Source organism: Nostoc sp., assembly GCF_036917555.1.
Classification (GTDB): domain Bacteria; phylum Cyanobacteriota; class Cyanobacteriia; order Cyanobacteriales; family Nostocaceae; genus Nostoc.
Genome location: NZ_JBALDD010000045.1, coordinates 1 through 17293, shown reverse-complemented (window position 1 = coordinate 17293; position 17293 = coordinate 1). Strand labels below are relative to the sequence as shown.

The window sequence follows — 17293 nt, the reverse complement described above, 5'->3', positions numbered from 1 at the left end:
AGGGGGGATTAAGGGGGGTGATACCTCGATAAGCGGAGGGTTTTGTCTATGTGTCGCATTCTTTTTTCAAATTGGTATTAAATGCTAATTGGAGATGAAAGTTCTATTGCATTCCTAATGTAGTTTTTTAATTTTTAATTCCCAACCGATTCAAAAAATATTGACGGTACAATTCACAGAGTGGCACTACTTCATTGCCTTGAAACTTAACTAACCCCATACTGCGGAGTTTAAACGCTTCAGTTGTACCTACATCCACGGGGCGATTTGCCATCATCACTTGTTTAACCGCAGCCAGTAATTCTGCATCCTCTTGCAAATTCAGCCAATGGCGGCGCAGATGGTCACTGTAAGGCCCTTCCTCAGTTGCAGCGATTTTTTGCAGATTTTCCAGCGTTATCCGACCACGGGCAATTTCATAAAGCGCTACCCGCACTAAATAAGGATGACCACCCACGAGTGTGATTAATTCTTCAATTTGGGAGTTAGACCAATTGAGTTTGTGACGCTGTACCAAGTTTTGTACTTGTATTTGATTTAATTCTGGCAACTCAATGGGTAAACCGACATTAAAAGGCGACTGATTGATATTGAGTGGGATATAAACTTCCTTAGAATGCACAATCACCAACCGGAGATTTTTCCAAACTATCTCATTCTTTGACCGCTCATGCCAAGCTCGTAGCAATCCAAAGAAATCAGCAGCAATTATCGGATGCTTGAAGACTTCATCGACTTCATCCAAACCTATAGCTACGGGGCTATTAATCGCGGGTAATAAATACCGTTGAAAGTAATTTGTACATTTATTCTTGCTACCTAAAACACCCTTCCAATACTCACCTAACTTATCGGGTAGATTCAGTTCGTAAGTAATGCTGGCGCAAAACCACTGCAAAAACTGATCTAAATTACCGAGAAATTCTGCATCGGCTGACTGGAAATTTACAGGTGCAGTCTGATAGCCATTTTGACTAGCATGATCAAGAACCCGCGACATGAGCGAAGTTTTGCCCATCTGCCGGGGAGCTTTGATGCGAATTAAGGCCCCTGGTTGAAGAATCGCTTCATAACAGTCTACCTCAATCGGCGATCGCTCGACATAGAAAGCAGAGTTTAAAGATACCTGCCCTTCTGGATTTTCTAAGGAGACTGCTGCTTTTCTCTCGGTATCTGAAATAGTTCTGTTAGCAGAGATAGCAGCTTGGGGATTATTCCGACTTTTCAGCACTGGGGTGGAAGACTCTGGAATACTTTCTAAGTCAATAGCGCTACAGCCAAACTCGTAGGCATCCTCATACGACCTATCAGCGCCTAGTGCATCATAAAAGCCTACCGCGAATTTAATTGCAGCCCTGTCCCCAATTGCCCGATTCATCCCAACCACACAGTTAATGTGTTGGTAAATAGCCTCAGCTTGCACCTCGCTATAGCAAGCATTTAATAATATACACTCAACTTTGTCTTTAAATAACTTAAATAACCTTGCCAGTGACTCTGTATTCACCAGCTGCATTTGCCCTGTATTATTTTCCAAGGCTAAACCTTGATTTCCTCCACCATGTCCAGAAAAATGGATGATATGAGGATTATGATCTAAAAGCGCACGCCGCAAATCGTCAGGCCGCACCGCCCATTTAGTAATCAGTTCAAACTTATCTCGGCTGCGAGAGCGTTGCAACCCTTCCTGAATTTCCCTTACTTCCTCGTCCAAGCGTAGCTTATCTGTCGTTGTGGGATTAGCTGACACAATCAGGATTTTTTTCACAGCGCTATCAACTATTGAATGCAGTCTTCTGGCTTAGATGTAGTTTACTACAGCAGATAACTACACAATTACTGATACTGCATTACCCTTAACGAGTATTTGAACTGGATTCATCCACCTCTGAACTCCGTTGACGAGTATTTGAACTGGATTCATCCACCTCTGAACTCCGTTGACGAGTATTTGAACTGGATTCATCCACCTCTGAACTCCGTTGACGAGTATTTGAACTGGATTAATCCACCTCTGAACTCCGTTGACGAGTATTTGAACTGGATTCATCCACCTCTGAACTCCGTTGACGAGTATTTGAACTGGATTAATCCACCTCTGAACTCCGTTGACGAGTATTTAAACTGGATTCATCCACCTCTGAACTCCGTTGACGAGTATTGGATACTCATGCAAATTCCAGCAATTTTCACAAGCGTGGAATATACATAATTGTAGGGGCACAATATATTGTGCCCCTACGCGTGTAGTCTATTCAATTGAAAACCGCTGTAATCCTTAGCCAGATGCAACCTAATTAATCTTAATTTCCGATTTTTTCTTGGCAACCTGAGCTTAAATCAAAGCTTTGACATTCTCTAGCTTCCAGCAATTGCCTAACCGTATTACCAGGCTGACAACTCATCAAAGTTCCTGCAACCGCAGCCAGTGTAACAACAGTAGCTAGTCCCAACAAAGTAGTTCGTTTTCTAGGTTTGATTGTACTGATGAAGTTCTCTATCCTAGTGGCACTACCAACAACCTCAATTGTCCCAAGTGCTTTTAAAGCAATAGCTGCATTAGCATAGCGACGTTTTCGGTTACGTTCCACCATTTTCATCAACCACCACCGGAAACGCGGACTGATTTGAGGAACTAATTGCTGGAAATTAAAGCGATAGTTATCATCAATTAATTTGCCAATCTCAACAGAACGGGTATTAGTAAGTAAGCAAATTAGTGTTGCTCCTAAACTATATAAATCTGATGCTTCTGTCAGAGAATGACCAAACTGTTCTTCTGGTGGCATAAAACCTGGAGTTCCTGCTATCAAGCTGCTTAGAGCTACTTTCGCACCCTGTATCCTAGCCAATCCAAAATCAACCAGATAAGCATTTAGTTCTTCATCAACCAAAATATTCTCTGGCTTAATATCCCGATGAATAATTGGGGAAACTTGCTTTTGCAGATAAACCAAAATTTTTAAGATTGAGAGAGCAATTTTCTTAATTTCTTCAGGATGAAAGCTGCGTTTTAATCCCAAGGATGGGGCATTTTTATATTCCTGTACCAGATAAAAAGCCCCTGGCATCTCAAAGGAATCTATATAGCGAGGAATGCGAGAATGATTCAGTTGTTGCAAGATTTCAATTTCGCGCTGATATGCTTTTACACCTGATAAATCAGCACTTGTACGAGCAAAACAAAACTTTTTAATCACCACTGGTTGATTAGATTTGCGGATATTAGCTAGATAAGTAATCCGTCCCCCTTCTCGGTTGCGTCCTAGTTCGCTGATGACTTGATAGCCAAGTTCTGAAAAATCTGGATGGTGATTTAAGGGAATTACCCTTTTATCTCCATTACGCACATCAAGCTCCATTTCACACACCATACGAGTTTGATTCTGTCAAGGTGTAATTAAAAGATTAAGATCCACTCACCCAGATTGTTAGCCCCATTTTTACCTTGCCTGGGCTAAGACATATCGGCAAAAAGGCGAAATTATCACCTTTGCGCTAGCCAATCGACAATCTGGGCATTGACAACATCTGGAACTTCATCGTGAGGACAATGACCGGCATTGGGAATGGGAACAATTTTGATTTCTTTGCCATTCTCCCGCGCCTTTTCGTAAATCTTGGCCCCGGTAATTGGTGTCCAGGGATCATCAGCACCCCAAATTACTAATAAAGGACGTTCTACTTTGGGCAAAAGTTCCTCTGGGCTTGGCCCAGGAGGGGCTGTGAGAATAGATGCGAAGACTTGTTGCGCTCCTGGGTCGCAAGAGGGAGTATAAAGTAAATCAACTAATTCATCAGTGACGGCTTCACGGTTCCGGTAAACTTGGTAGAGGGTGCGGCGAATTTGAGCTTTTTGGCGGATGCGGTTATAGACAAATTTACCTGTAATTGGCGATCGCACAAACCGATTAAAAGCTGCCATCACCATCTGTAGTGGCGGGTTCAATTCGTGGGGACGATGACTCAACCCACCCGCAGAGTTAATTAAAATACCACCAGCAGCAATTTCTGGATGTTCTACCAGTACAATCAAGCTCAAAAGTGCGCCAATGGAGTTGCCAATAAATATAGCAGGTTCTTGGATGTGTGCTGTGCAAAAATCTTTCAGCAGTTCCACCCAAACTTCTACGCTGTAATCAATGAGCGCTTTATCGGAACCACCAAAACCTAAAAGGTCTATGGCAAATACCTGGTAGCCAGCATTAGCTAAGACTGGGATATTTTTGCGCCAGTGTCCAATGGAAGCACCAAAGCCGTGAACCAGTACCAAAGGGCGTCCTGTGCCCATGACAGTATACTGAATTTTGTAGCCCTGCCAAGTCCAAAAAAATTTCTCAAAGGCGTCTGGGGTTGTAAGCTGTTGTGTAGTTACAGTCATTATTAAGATTAATAAAGTCTTTCTTCAAATATACTAATGTTCTCTGAGCGCAAACAGTTAGATTAAATCACCAAATACTTTACATTCATTACTTTGGGCGATCGCCTTTTTCAAAACGCTTAAACTTCTCCATTTACAAGGCAATCGCTATTCCTAATCAGTCTAAATTAGTACAAAACCTCCTTCCAAAGATGGTGGATAAGCATCCACATCATTGCCAACGTGAAGAGGGCGGGATAATGAATTTAATATGAACGAAATGATCGCAGAAACAATCGAAAACAAACAGGCGGTGGATTCAAACAAGGAAGTGAATTTGGTTTCTGAGTTTGCAGAGAAAATTGCTATCGTTACCGGAGCGGCGACTGGGCTGGGAGAAGCGATCGCAGTCAAGTTATTTCAAATGGGAGCAAAAGTCGTGATTGCCGACATTGATGTAGATGGCGCACACCTGGTTGCTGAACGTTTGGATGCTTCCGGCGATCGGACGCACGTTATCGAAACCGATGTCCGCAATCATCAGGCAGTCGAAGAAATGGTCAACCAAACAGTGAGTCGCTTTGGCGGACTGCATCTGGCTGTCAATAACGCTGGCATTACTGGTCCGCACAATGTCACCACTGCGGATTACGAAATCGACTGGTGGAATGATGTGATTGCCACCGATTTGAGCAGTGTATTTTTCGGGTTAAAGTACGAAATTCCAACGATCATCCGCAGCGGCGGCGGTGCAATCGTTAATATGTCGTCAGCAAATGGCGTGGTCGGTGTCGCCGGCATCAGTCCATATACCGCTGCGAAACACGGAATTATTGGGCTGACGCGGGCGGCGGCGTTGGAATATGCAGACAAAGGACTGCGAATCAACGCCATCGGACCAGGTTATGTAGACACACCGAATATGCACAAAGTACCGGAGGAAGTGCGATCGCAGATGGCAGCCTCGCATCCGATGGGTCGCCTTGCACGCACTGAAGAAGTCGCGGATGTGGTGGCGTTCTTGCTGTCAAACAGAGCCTCTTTCGTTACGGGCAGCTTCTACTTGATGGACGGAGGCTACACCGCTCGTTGAATGTTAACCATCTGTGTGCGCCAAAAAAGCAAGCAGTTGATTAACCCATGAGCAGGTTCGCGATCGGCAGTGCTTACCAACAAAGCTGACACGAATGATAATGAAGATAGGCGTTATCTTCACAAAATTTATGTTTTTAACTTGGTTAGACAGCAACTCTTGGCTGCTGGAAATTGGTAGTAAAAGAATATTAATTGACCCTTGGCTGGTTGGTTCGTTAATTTTCAGCAATTTGGATTGGTTGTTTAAAGGTTCGCGATCGCAAGAGCGCTCAATCCCAGATAACATCGATCTGATCCTGCTGTCTCAGGGTTTAGAAGACCATACTCACCCACCAACGCTTAAGCTGCTGGATCACAACATCAAAGTTGTAGCTTCTCCCAATGCAGCTAAGGTAGTGCAGCAGTTAGGCTATACCCAAGTAACAGTATTGGCTCATGGTGAAACTTTCACTTTAAATAATCAAATTGAAATCAAGGCTTTCCCCGGCTCTCCAATAGGCCCAACTCTGGTAGAAAATAGTTATCTCCTCAAAGAATTGGAAAGTGGTTTAACTGTATATTACGAACCTCACGGGTATCATTCCCCAGAACTTCAGCAAGCTACACCTATCGATGTAGTGATTACGCCGTTTATTGACATGACGCTACCTTTATTAGGATCGATTATTAAAGGGCAAAATAGTGCTTTAGAAGTCGTAAAATCATTACAGCCTCAAGTAATAATACCTACAGCGGCTGGTGGGGATGTGGCGTTTGAAGGATTGCTAATGAAATTGATTCAGACTAAAGGAACTGCTGAGGAATTTCGCTCATTATTAGAAAAAAACAATCTTTCGACACAGGTATTTGAGCCGAAACCAGGCGATCGCTTTGAACTACCATTAGAAAGGCGAGCATTAGCAATCTAATGAGAGTAGATACTGGTTGCCGACATCCGACCAGTATTTAGTGGATTATCTACATTAGAGAAAGCTAATCAAATAAATGCCCAGCCGTCGCCAATCCCTTTCAGAGGTTGGCGTTCCCATGATTCTCGTGGAGTTCATGATAACTGTATACGTCTAGGCATTTATTTCTTTGCAAAACATACTAACCCTGGATTTCTCCAATTCAGGTTAAGTAGAATATTAGGTACAAAAATCTAAAAATCAACCGAAAATACCCTGAGGGGGCATTGCATTTTGATATCGGCAAAAGGTCTAATTAAACGTTGATCCTTTAATTTAGAAGGCTTGAGTGTAATGAAGACCCTCCCCGGATTGCTATTTGTACTTAGCTTCATAGTAGTAGCTTGCAGTCCGTCTCCAGATAAAACGATGTCTTCCAATCCTGAAGTTACAACCACTCCGGTTCAAGTAGGACAAAAGACACAAAATAAGCCTTTAGTTGTAACGACAGTCGCTCCTTTAACCAATATTGTGAGTAACATTGGAGGCGATCGCTTAGAAGTTAAGGGTATTATTCCAGAAGGAACTGACTCCCATACCTTTGAACCTCGTCCCAGCGATGCTGATTTGCTATCCAAAGCTAATCTGATCGTCGCCAATGGATTGCATTTGGAATCGCCAACAGAAAAATTAGCTAAAGCCTCGAAGCCCAAAGAAACTAAAATTTATGAACTAGGTAGTAATACCATTACCCAAGACCAATGGCTTTTTGACTTCAGCTTTCCCAAAGAAAAGGGCGATCCCAATCCTCATCTGTGGGTAAACCCCAAGTATGCTGAGGCTTACGCCAAACTAGCCGCCCAACAGTTAACCAGCTTAGATCCTGCTGGCAAAGACTACTACGCTACTAATTTAAAAAATTATTTACAACGTCTGGATGCTCTAGACAAGGCAACACGAGAAATCGTCGCCAGTATTCCCGCCAAAAACCGTAAACTTTTGACCTACCACGATTCTTGGGCGTATTGGGCAAGAGAGTATGGTTTTCAAGTAATTGGTGCGATTCAACCTTCAGATTTTAAGGAACCATCCGCTCAAGATGTCACAAAGCTAATTGACCAAATTCGGAAAACAGGCGTTCCAGCAATTTTTGGTTCTGAAGTCTACCCTAGCAAGGTAGAAGAACAAATTGCCCGCGAAGCAAAGATAAAAACAGCCAACACTGCCGATGATGAGTTACCAGGAACCGGTTCAGCCAATGCAATTGAAAACACTAATCCTGAGCATACTTATATTGGCATGATGGCTAATAATATGCGGATTATCGCCTCTAATTTGGGAGGAAATCCTGATTTAGTGAAAAATTTGAACACTGGGAATGTTGTTGGGCCAACAGCAACTAAGTAAGATTAAGAAAATAAGTACAGCAGAATTCAGAAGTCAGAAGTAAAACACGCTTTCTACCTGGCTTTTAAACGAATCGTTATGTAGTTCACCAACTTGAAATCTGCTGTATATGCAACCAATACTTGAAGTTAGAAATTTAACGTGTGGTTATCAAACCCAGCCAGTGTTTAGGGATGTGAATTTGACGCTTTATCCTGGTCAACTTACTGGTTTGGTAGGGCCTTCTGGGAGTGGTAAAAGCACTTTAATCAGAGCGATTTTAGGGCTAGTTTATCCTTGGGGTGGAGAGATTTGGTTTCAAGGAAAGCGCTTAAAGCCAGGAGTAGCACCAAAGGCGGTGGGCTATGTGCCGCAGGTGGAAACGGTAGATTGGACTTTTCCAGTTACGGCTCTGGAAGTGGTGATGATGGGGCGCTACCAGAAGCAGAAAATCTTGCCTTGGTCTTCGCGGCGCGATCGCCAAGTTGCCAGTGAACTTTTGGAGCGCGTTGGGGTTGCCCATGTTGCCCATCAACCTATCGGTAATCTATCTGGTGGGCAACAGCAAAGGGTTTTCATTGCCCGTGCTTTAGTAGGAGAACCAGAAATAGTTCTTCTAGATGAACCCACCAGCAGTTCCGACTTGCACGTTCAACACGAACTATTGCACCTATTGGCTGATTTGAATCAGCAAGGCTTGACAATTATCCTCTCCACCCATGACCTCAACTCAGTAGCGACTCATCTACCTTGGGTGGTATGTTTTAACCACGGTTTAATTTGCCAAGGTCAACCTATCGATGTCTTCAGTCCCGCAAATCTTGAGCAGACTTTTGGTGGAGAAATGGTAGTTTTCCACCAACAAGACCGAATCTTAATCGCTAGTGGCGGTACTTCCCTACGTCATCAAATGCAAGACAACTTGCCGGAAGTATTGCGTCGCTCCAACTCGTCGAAGTCTGCTTAATATAAATACTATATAATATGGATTTTTTACTAGCACCCTTTCGCTACGAATTTTTTAGTCGTGCCATTTTAGTAGGCATGATGGCTGGGCTATTATGCGGCATTATGGGAGTTTATATTACAACTCGCAGAATGAGTTACATTGCCCACGGTTTATCTCATGCAATTTTGGGGGGAGCCGTGCTGAGTTATGTACTGGGGTTAAATTTCTATATTGGCTCTGGAATTTGGGGTTTTGCAGCTGCTCTGCTGATTCAATATTTGACAGGACGCAAAGTCTACTCGGATGCAGCTATTGGAATTGTGACAACTGCTAGCTTTGCTTTAGGAGTAGCTGTGATCAGTAGCTATCGCAAATTTAGCCAAAACTTTGAAGCCGCTTTGTTTGGCAATGTGTTGGGCGTTTCCCCTAATGATTTGTGGGTGGTAACGGGTGTGACGATTCTCTTACTCAGCCTCGTTTTCTTGTTTTATCGCCCGTTGCTATTTTGGTGTTTTGACCGAGAAGTGGCTCAGGTTAATGGCGTACCCGTTTTTGCAATGGATACTTTATTTGCTTTAATGTTGGCGACTTTACTGGTGGCGACACTGAACGTCTTGGGAGTGACTCTAATTATTTCAGCCGTAGTGATTCCGGCATCAATTGCCCGATTAGTGAGCGATCGCTTTGGTTATCTGATGATTATTTCCGGGATTTTAGGAACTGCGATTTCGTTTGTAGGCATCTACATCAGCTACTACCTCGACATTGCCTCTGGAGCTAGTGTAGTGCTGCTGTCAACCACCATATTTGCCTGCGTATTGCTCACCAGGAACCTGCAAGGACGATATAAACGCCGTCTTTTTCCCCTTCCAAAACACCTGCCTTAGCAAGAGTTAGTCTAGATTTAATGTAGAATTTTTATTTATATTATTTGGCACATATACTTCTCTAATCGGAAAAGGAATTTGAATTCCTGCTTGCTGATAGCGTTTGTGTAATTTTTTGACAAATAGATGTTTACCAATACGCTGATCGAAGTATTCACTAACGCGCATATAAAGCGTAAAATCTATACTAAAATCATTAAAAGTATGAAATCTGATATACGGTTCACTTTCTTTTAATTCCGGTGCAATTTCTTGCATAACTTCTTTAGCAACTTCTACAGTTACTCTTTCAACTTCTTCCAAATCGCTATCATAACTTACACCCACATCCATTGTTAAAGTAATTTCCTTTGCGGGTAAATGATAGTTTGTGAAAATTGCAGTAGACAACTTAGAATTAGGAACAATGACTACATTATTGGAAATTTCTTTAATTGTCGTATTCCGCCAAGAAATATCTATAACATATCCCTCATGTCCAGCATCTAATTTCACATAATCTCCAGTTCTCACTTGCTTAGAAATAATTAAATAAAAACCAGAAAACAAATTTGCAAGTGTATCTTGAAGTGCTAAACCAACTGCTATACCACCAATACCTAAAGTTGTAATTATCGGTGTAATTTGAACACCCACTGTTTGCAATACAATTAATGTTCCCAAAACGAAAACAGTAGCTTTAGCAAGGTTAGAAATTAGTGATGTAGGAACCCCTTCTGCTCTACGAATAAATAAATTAACAAAACCACCAGTCAGTCTGGCTAAGACTAGGGTTACTGAAAACAGCAATGCGATCGTCAGAATTTTTTGCAGTACGATGGCAATATCTGGCTTTAGGGGAGCGCTCAGAACTGCCCAAAAAAAACCAGCGATCACAAACCAAATAAAAGTCATCCGGTGCAAAGAGCGAAATATAATTTTACTCCCAAAAATTCGTTTATTAGTAACGAATGTTTCTAGTTTTTTGAAGATAACTTTCTCACCAATCATTCCAGCTACGAAGCCAGCTAGAATAAACCATATCGGCGTAATCCATTCCATCATATCAATTTTAAATTTGGAGTTTTAGATTTAGAATAACAGCATTTTTGCTGCGATCATGGCTAAATTTTACCTTGTGAATTGCCGGATTACCTGCTTGAGATTTTCTGGAATATGGACTTGCCAATTATTTACCACCCAGATTACGTTGCCCCATTGCCTGAAGGACATCGCTTCCCGATGTCTAAGTTTCAACAACTCTACGAATTGCTGTTAGCTGATGGTGTAGCTAATCAAGAACAATTTCACACTCCCGAACGTCCGCTACTAGAATTGATAGAGTTAGTCCATACCCCAGGCTACGTTCAAGCTTATTGCGAAGGAACGCTAGATGCCAAAGCACAGCGCCGCATTGGTTTACCTTGGAGTCCAGCATTAGCAAATCGTACTTGTGTAGCGGTAGGTGGTACGATACTTACTGCAAAATTAGCACTAAGTCAGGGTTTAGCCTGTAATACTGCTGGTGGAACTCATCATGCTTTTCCTAGTTATGGATCTGGTTTTTGTATTTTCAACGATATAGCGATCGCTTGTCGCGTTTTACAAAAATTCGGACTCGTCCAAAAAATCCTAATTGTGGATTTGGATGTCCATCAAGGAGACGGCACCGCTTTTATTTTCCAAGATGACGACAGCGTTTTTACTTTCTCCATGCACTGCGAAGTCAATTTCCCCGGTACTAAACAAAATAGTGATTTGGATGTTCCTTTGCCAGTGGGAATGGAAGATGACGCTTATTTACAAACCTTGGCGAATTACCTATCAGATTTATTGTCTAAAGTCAAGCCAGACATAGTATTTTATGATGCAGGTGTTGATCCTCATATAGGCGATCGCTTGGGCAAATTAGCCCTTACAGATGCTGGCATTTTTCGCCGGGAAATGCAGGTTTTGAGTACCTGTATGAGTAGCGGTTATCCTGTCGCCTGCATCATTGGTGGTGGTTATGCTGATGATATGAAATCTTTAGTATGGCGACACTCCCTGCTACATCGCGCTGCAAGTGAAGTTTACCAGCAGTATAAACTTTGATACAGCTGCTTGAGTTTTTTTGATTAATTTATTTTTTGAAAGTTCCTTAGATGAGTAAATTTAGAAAAGCAATAGCAGCAATAATATTGAGTTCATTGTCAGGAATTCCGTTTGCTATATTATCGTTATGGTATCAAAATGCTCCTGGTTGTGAGCGATTCTGCTTCAGTGAACCATGTCTTCTCAATACCTGTATAGGTGGTAATTCCATAACAGCTGGGTTTCCATTCCCAATAGTGTATGACGACAATGTTGGCTCACCTATAGATGGTTGGGGGAGAATCGGAGTTGAAGATTTCCAAAATATAAATATTGGGGCATTTTATTAGATGCTTTGTTTTACGGTGTCATAATAATCATTCTCTTTGGATTACAAAAAGTATTTTTAAATCCGTAAAATATTCAAGACAGTTGGGCTAATAAGGACAAGGGCAATAGTGGATGAACAGCGGCAAACTCAGAATCTACGAACTAGCAAAAGAATTGAATTTGGATAGCAAGAAGCTGTTAGTAATTTGTGAAAAACTCAAAATTATAGTTAAAAGCCATACTAGTGCAATCTCAGAATCTGATGCAGAACGCATTCGTGTGGCAGTAAATAAACTAACAGCAAAATCCTCAAAAATTAAAATAAACTCTGAAGATTGGGGCTATATGTTTATAGCTTCAGCAATTGATAGCTTTATCCGCCATCTTGAAGGTGAAACCGCCCTTAAATCATATCCTGAATTTAGAGAGCGGCGCGATCGCGCCAATAAGTTGATGTTGGAATGTGTCGGTCAAAAGCCTTCTGTATTTTATGTGCGTCGCAAAGGTGCAGGGAAAGAAGCAAGAGAAGAAATTTGGGATTTGACAATAGCAACAGACTGCGATGATTTTCCATTACCTGCAAGACTTGAGAAGCTTAGAAAAACATTAGGATTTAGAGCGGCTGTACCAAAAGATGGACGCGGCGGTTTAAAAATACTTTCAGCTCAGTTATTACAACCCTCACAGGGACACGCCGATAGCTATGCTATACCTTGCCACTTGCGCTTGCTGCCTAATCATCAGCATCATCTCAACATTGAGTCCGCAACATTGAAACGCATCGCCGCCGCGCCAGTTTGTGGCGAAAATGTGCCTACAGAAGATCAGCTTAAAGCTTGGAAAGCGTTTTTGCAAATTGAAGAAAAAATCGCTAAAGCGCGTCAATTTTGTGTGCGTTACGTGGGTCATAACTATAACTTTAAAAGGTGGATTAGTTTTGAAATTGATGTAGCCTCAGCTACCCTTGACGGCTTTTATCAAAATTCCCTCGATGTCGAAAACTTCTGGGAACGAGCAAGACGCACAAAAAACGAAGATTTAAAGCTTTTTGAAACTGCTCCCGTCAGCAAAAATTGGATTAACGGTCGTCAATTAGGGACTGTTGAAGAAATTGACCCAAACCGTTGTATTATCAGCCTCAGATTAGAACGTGACTTAGCTGAATTCATGGCAGCAGAGCGTTATAAGTTGCCAGATACAGGATTTTTGTGTTTTGAAGCAGTTGGTGATATTCAGCAGATTCAGCGCAAGAAAAAAGCTTTAGATGATTTGAATAACGGTTACATTCAAAATCCCTATTTGGGTAACTTTTTATTTGATGCTTCTCAGGCTAGACAAATTAAAACAACTGTTGAACTTCAACCACAAGATTTATTATTATCTTCTGCAAATCCTGGTCAGAAAGCAGCAGTGGAGAAGGTACTTGCCGCAAAGGATCTTGTTTTCATTCAAGGGCCGCCAGGTACTGGTAAAACTACCGTAATTGCAGAGATTTGCTATCAAATTGCCCTTCGCGGTGGACGCACTCTAATTGCTTCTCAAGCCAATTTAGCAGTAGATAACGCCCTGAGTCGATTAGTTCACAACCCAGTGATTCGCGCTGTACGCAAGGGGAGAGCCGAAAAAGTTGGAGAAGAAGGACAGCCATTTTTAGAAGACCAAGTGATTGGCAGATGGCTAGAAAATACTGCAACTGACTGTGAAAATAATCTGATTCAACGGCTGGAAAATATTAAAATTTTCACTCAATTACTGGCATCATCACAAAAATTCACAGCCTACTTCCAAGCAGAGGAAGAATTTAATCAGCAACAAACTAAATTCAATAAAAATAAGTTAAAATTAGAGGCAAACTTTAAAAATCAAGAAAACTCTTACAACGAAACTGTAGAAAAACATAAGGAGGTTGAATCACTACTTGCAGGATTAGAAAATATATTAAATATTGCACCAAATATCAATTGGGAAGCTTCAGGAGTTACAGATTTTTTGCCACTTCTTAAGCCCTACACTGAAGGTAACAGTTTAGTAGAAGAATTTTTAGCAAATGTTCGTCAAACCATCAAATATACTGATGAACTTGGCTTTGTGCATCCGGCGCTTGGTGCTTTTGGTTTAGCAGCTTGGTTGCGTGAAACTGTAGCAATAGAAATTTCTGGATTTAAAACTGCGTTGACTTATGCTCAAGAAGCAAGTAAAGACATCTTAGAAGTTGCAGGATCAGTGGAGGTTGTCAAACAAAATTTAGCCTCGTTAAATCAGTTACAACCAGATTATCAGCAATATCTTACTAAACTGCAAAACATACAGCAAACAATTCAGATATGGCAAAACCGCCAACGAGAAATAGATTACATTATCTCAGCAGTTAAGGAATGGAAATCTACAGCACCTTCTCATCTATATCAAACTTTAAAAGAATGTCATCAATCAGGTTTACTACTTACAGAAAATTTAGTTGACTTGCCGCTAGGTTTGTTGATGTTTGCTAATACATTAAAACTCCCAATAGTACCAAAATATTATAAAATCAACCTACCAGAATGGGAGTTATTGACAAAGGCGATCGCTTATGAAATAGACGGAGGTTTTACTGATAGGCGGGGTAAACAGCATAATTTTAGCTATTTTTTACAAGAAAATTTTATTCAAATTCCAATGGTGCTATCAAAGAGCGATCGCACCCAATGGCAAGAAACCTATCAACAGTTTAACAATTATCAGTTACTTAACCCCAAACAGCGAAAATTATTGGTTGAGAATACCCAGATTTTTTTAATTAGAATGCAACGGACTTATGGTGCATCATGGGAGTGGAATAATATCGACTCTACTCTCACCTGCGTTACACAAGAATTACTAGATACTATACTTGCAAATGTGCGTCAATGCGTTTTACAAGTCAAAACTGAAACTGAACAACAGCTTCAAAATCTGAAACAACAATTAAATGAGCATCAGAAAAACGAAGTTAGCCAACAGCAAATATCCATTACTCAAGCTGAGGTAGAAAAAGCACAGCGAGATGCTAATTTGCAACTTTTTCAAGTTATTAATATCTTGCAAAAACTTAATAAACAGCCAAATATACCTGCTCAATTACGCATTCTAGTTGAAAAATATCTTGCAACACAATTAAATATTTGGGAACAGCCCCAAGAATTTGCAAATCAAGTGAATTATTGGGAAACTTCCATTAGTCAGCTTGAAACCTTAATCTTATCATTAGAACCTTTTGCTGTGTTAGAAACGATTAAAAATTCTCTACATGAGTATCTCTCAAAACTGAAGCGAGAAACTGAAACTTTTCTACAGCAGCTTCAAAAATTACAAGCTAGTCTACGCGAAATAGAACAGAAATTACAACCACAGCCATCAGAAAAATTAATAATAGAAAGAAACTGGTGGTTGACAGAATGGCAAACAATACCTGATAAATTTAAACCAGAAAATTCTCAATCTGACTTATTTAATCTAGAGTTTTTAGGCAAAATTAATACTCAGTTTGAATCTTGGCAAGAGCAACTCCAAAAAGACAAAATTTACCTGAATAAATATCAGAATTTTGTACAAGATTGGATAGGTAAATTAAGACAGCCAAATGAGCGCGACCGCGACGATTTAAGGCGAATTTATTTAGATAATACTAATGTCGTTGGCATTACCTGTGTTCAGGCTGCAAATAGAGGTTTTTCTGAAGAATTCAAATCTTTTGATGTCGTTATTATTGATGAAGTTAGTAAGTGTACTCCACCAGAGTTACTAATCCCAGCTTTAAAAGGCAAAAAGTTAGTCATGGTAGGCGATCATCGGCAATTACCACCCATGCTTGATACTAGCACTTTAGAAGAAGTTGCTCAAACAATAGGCAATACAAGAGACGAACTACAATTTTTAGAAGAATCACTGTTTAAAAATCAGTTTGAATCGGCTGATGATAGTATCAAACAAATGCTAACTACACAGTATAGAATGCATCCATTTATTATGGGAGCAATCAATCAATTTTATGACGGTAAACTAGAATCTGGTATTTTGGAACCGGACACAAAACGCGCACATCATTTAGCAGATGAAATTATCCGAGATTCTCAGCATCTTATCTGGGTAAAAACACCTATAGAGAATCATTTTTTAGAGCAACGAAACGGAACTTCTTACTTTAATACTTCAGAAATTGATGCGATTGAACGCTTGTGCCATCAGTTTGAGAATACTTGGGCTTCTAAAGTTGCTAATGGTGAACCAAAAAAAGAAATTGCTGTAATTACATTTTATGGCGCTCAATTAAGAAAAATCGATGAACGTCTACAATCTGAACTTTTTCCTTCGCTAGAAATTCGTACTGGTACAGTAGACAGATTTCAAGGTATGGAAAGACCTGTTGTAATTGTCAGTATGGTTCGCAACAATAGCAAAGGAGATGTAGGATTTGCCAAGAAGCCAGAACGGGTAAATGTTGCATTTTCCCGCGCTCAAGAACTGCTAATAATTGTGGGTTGTCATAATTTATTTACCCATCAATTAGGTAAAGTCGGAAGTATGTATTCTGAAGTTTCAAATATTGTAAGTCTTCATGCAGGTTTTGTTGATGTTTCTTGCCTCTTCAGCTAAACCTATTGATGATAATATCAAGAATTTGGTAGAATAAATTAAGGCTATTTACTAGGCAAATTAGCCCGTGGAGTAGAGGTTAGCCGCCTACATCATTGGTGAAAGTTATGCTGATGAGATGAAGTTCCTCGTATGGTGTCACTTTTTTATAAGATTAAAGCGATAAATAATTAAGTTCTTTCCTTTTGCCCTTACCCGCAATGCCATTCCCCTTTTCTCCTTCAAGCGAGAAGTATTCAGATAACAGACATTTCTGGAAAAGAGATTGTGGCATGTGTAGTCTAAAGCAAATATAACTTGATGCTTAATTTAGCTCAAGGGGGTCTAATGATTGATCGCTTTGTGAATCTAATTTTTATTGATTCCTTTGCCCTAGCAATTAACCTGACCTTTGGTACATTGCTTCGGACTAAAATCTGCAACTATTCATGGGATGGAATTATAGATGATAAGCTTCCAACACCAGAAAATAGTGCCAGTTCTTCTGAATTGCCACCATCCTTGGAGGGGGTAGATATAACCACTCATATTTGATGAAGCCTGCCTGCTATTGTGATCAAATTACTTTAGTTGACGTTTTGCGTGATTTGTAAATATTTGATTTGTGAAAATTGAAAGGCTCAGATTCCCGACTTTTCTCAATACTTCTCGGTTAAGAACAAAAACAAGGAAAAGTAATAATTGTTGACCAAGTAGTGCGCGAGAAAAAACTGGTGCTGCTAAAAGATTTCTC

The 17293-nt window shown here is 40.6% G+C and carries 13 protein-coding genes; 9 read left to right on the top strand and 4 right to left on the bottom strand.

The window, feature by feature from the left end:
- Positions 1-127: 127 nt before the first annotated feature.
- On the bottom strand, positions 128-1768 hold the full coding sequence (locus V7K60_RS18085) for an AAA-like domain-containing protein (protein WP_334927207.1): 1641 nt from the start codon (positions 1766-1768) through the stop codon (positions 128-130).
- Between the two features lie 99 nt (positions 1769-1867).
- Between V7K60_RS18085 and V7K60_RS18080 the strand changes: the two genes are divergently transcribed.
- A complete protein-coding gene (locus V7K60_RS18080) occupies positions 1868-2212 on the top strand; it encodes a hypothetical protein (RefSeq protein ID WP_334927206.1) in 345 nt (114 codons plus the stop codon).
- A 91-nt stretch (positions 2213-2303) separates the two neighbouring features.
- Here the strand turns inward: V7K60_RS18080 and V7K60_RS18075 are convergent, their stop codons facing one another.
- Complete coding sequence (locus V7K60_RS18075) at positions 2304-3362, bottom strand: serine/threonine protein kinase (RefSeq protein ID WP_334927205.1); 1059 nt, start codon at positions 3360-3362, stop codon at positions 2304-2306.
- Between the two features lie 125 nt (positions 3363-3487).
- Positions 3488-4381 carry an alpha/beta fold hydrolase gene (locus tag V7K60_RS18070; RefSeq protein ID WP_334927204.1) on the bottom strand — a complete coding sequence of 298 codons (894 nt, stop codon included), beginning with the start codon at positions 4379-4381 and terminating at the stop codon, positions 3488-3490.
- 250 nt (positions 4382-4631) lie between these two features.
- Here V7K60_RS18070 and V7K60_RS18065 point away from each other — a divergent pair, with 250 nt between their 5' ends.
- The 5 genes from V7K60_RS18065 (at position 4632) to V7K60_RS18045 (ending at position 9564) form a co-directional block, all read left to right on the top strand.
- Positions 4632-5453: an SDR family NAD(P)-dependent oxidoreductase gene (locus tag V7K60_RS18065; protein ID WP_334927203.1), complete on the top strand. Its 822-nt coding sequence runs from the start codon at positions 4632-4634 to the stop codon at positions 5451-5453.
- A 130-nt stretch (positions 5454-5583) separates the two neighbouring features.
- Positions 5584-6363 (top strand): MBL fold metallo-hydrolase, encoded by a 780-nt coding sequence (locus V7K60_RS18060; RefSeq protein WP_334927202.1) that lies wholly within the window; start codon positions 5584-5586, stop codon positions 6361-6363.
- A 408-nt stretch (positions 6364-6771) separates the two neighbouring features.
- The gene (locus tag V7K60_RS18055) at positions 6772-7749 is read left to right on the top strand and encodes a metal ABC transporter substrate-binding protein (RefSeq protein ID WP_334927201.1); all 978 of its coding nucleotides are present in this window, start codon (positions 6772-6774) and stop codon (positions 7747-7749) included.
- A gap of 109 nt (positions 7750-7858) precedes the next feature.
- On the top strand, positions 7859-8695 hold the full coding sequence (locus tag V7K60_RS18050) for a metal ABC transporter ATP-binding protein (RefSeq protein ID WP_334927200.1): 837 nt from the start codon (positions 7859-7861) through the stop codon (positions 8693-8695).
- Positions 8696-8712: 17 nt separating this feature from the next.
- Entirely contained in the window at positions 8713-9564 is an 852-nt protein-coding gene (locus tag V7K60_RS18045) for a metal ABC transporter permease (RefSeq protein WP_334927199.1), read from the top strand.
- 6 nt (positions 9565-9570) lie between these two features.
- On the opposite strand, the gene V7K60_RS18040 is transcribed toward V7K60_RS18045, so the two are convergent.
- Entirely contained in the window at positions 9571-10608 is a 1038-nt protein-coding gene (locus V7K60_RS18040; protein WP_334927198.1) for a mechanosensitive ion channel family protein, read from the bottom strand.
- Between the two features lie 111 nt (positions 10609-10719).
- Between V7K60_RS18040 and V7K60_RS18035 the strand changes: the two genes are divergently transcribed.
- The 3 genes from V7K60_RS18035 to V7K60_RS18025 all read left to right on the top strand — a co-directional run bounded on the left by V7K60_RS18035 (position 10720) and on the right by V7K60_RS18025 (position 17094).
- Positions 10720-11637 (top strand): histone deacetylase family protein, encoded by a 918-nt coding sequence (locus V7K60_RS18035; RefSeq protein ID WP_334927197.1) that lies wholly within the window; start codon positions 10720-10722, stop codon positions 11635-11637.
- Between the two features lie 441 nt (positions 11638-12078).
- Positions 12079-16560, top strand: coding sequence for a translation initiation factor IF-2 N-terminal domain-containing protein (locus tag V7K60_RS18030; RefSeq protein WP_334927196.1), 4482 nt, complete (start codon positions 12079-12081; stop codon positions 16558-16560).
- A 300-nt stretch (positions 16561-16860) separates the two neighbouring features.
- Positions 16861-17094, top strand: coding sequence for a hypothetical protein (locus tag V7K60_RS18025; protein ID WP_334927195.1), 234 nt, complete (start codon positions 16861-16863; stop codon positions 17092-17094).
- Positions 17095-17293 lie beyond the last annotated feature (199 nt).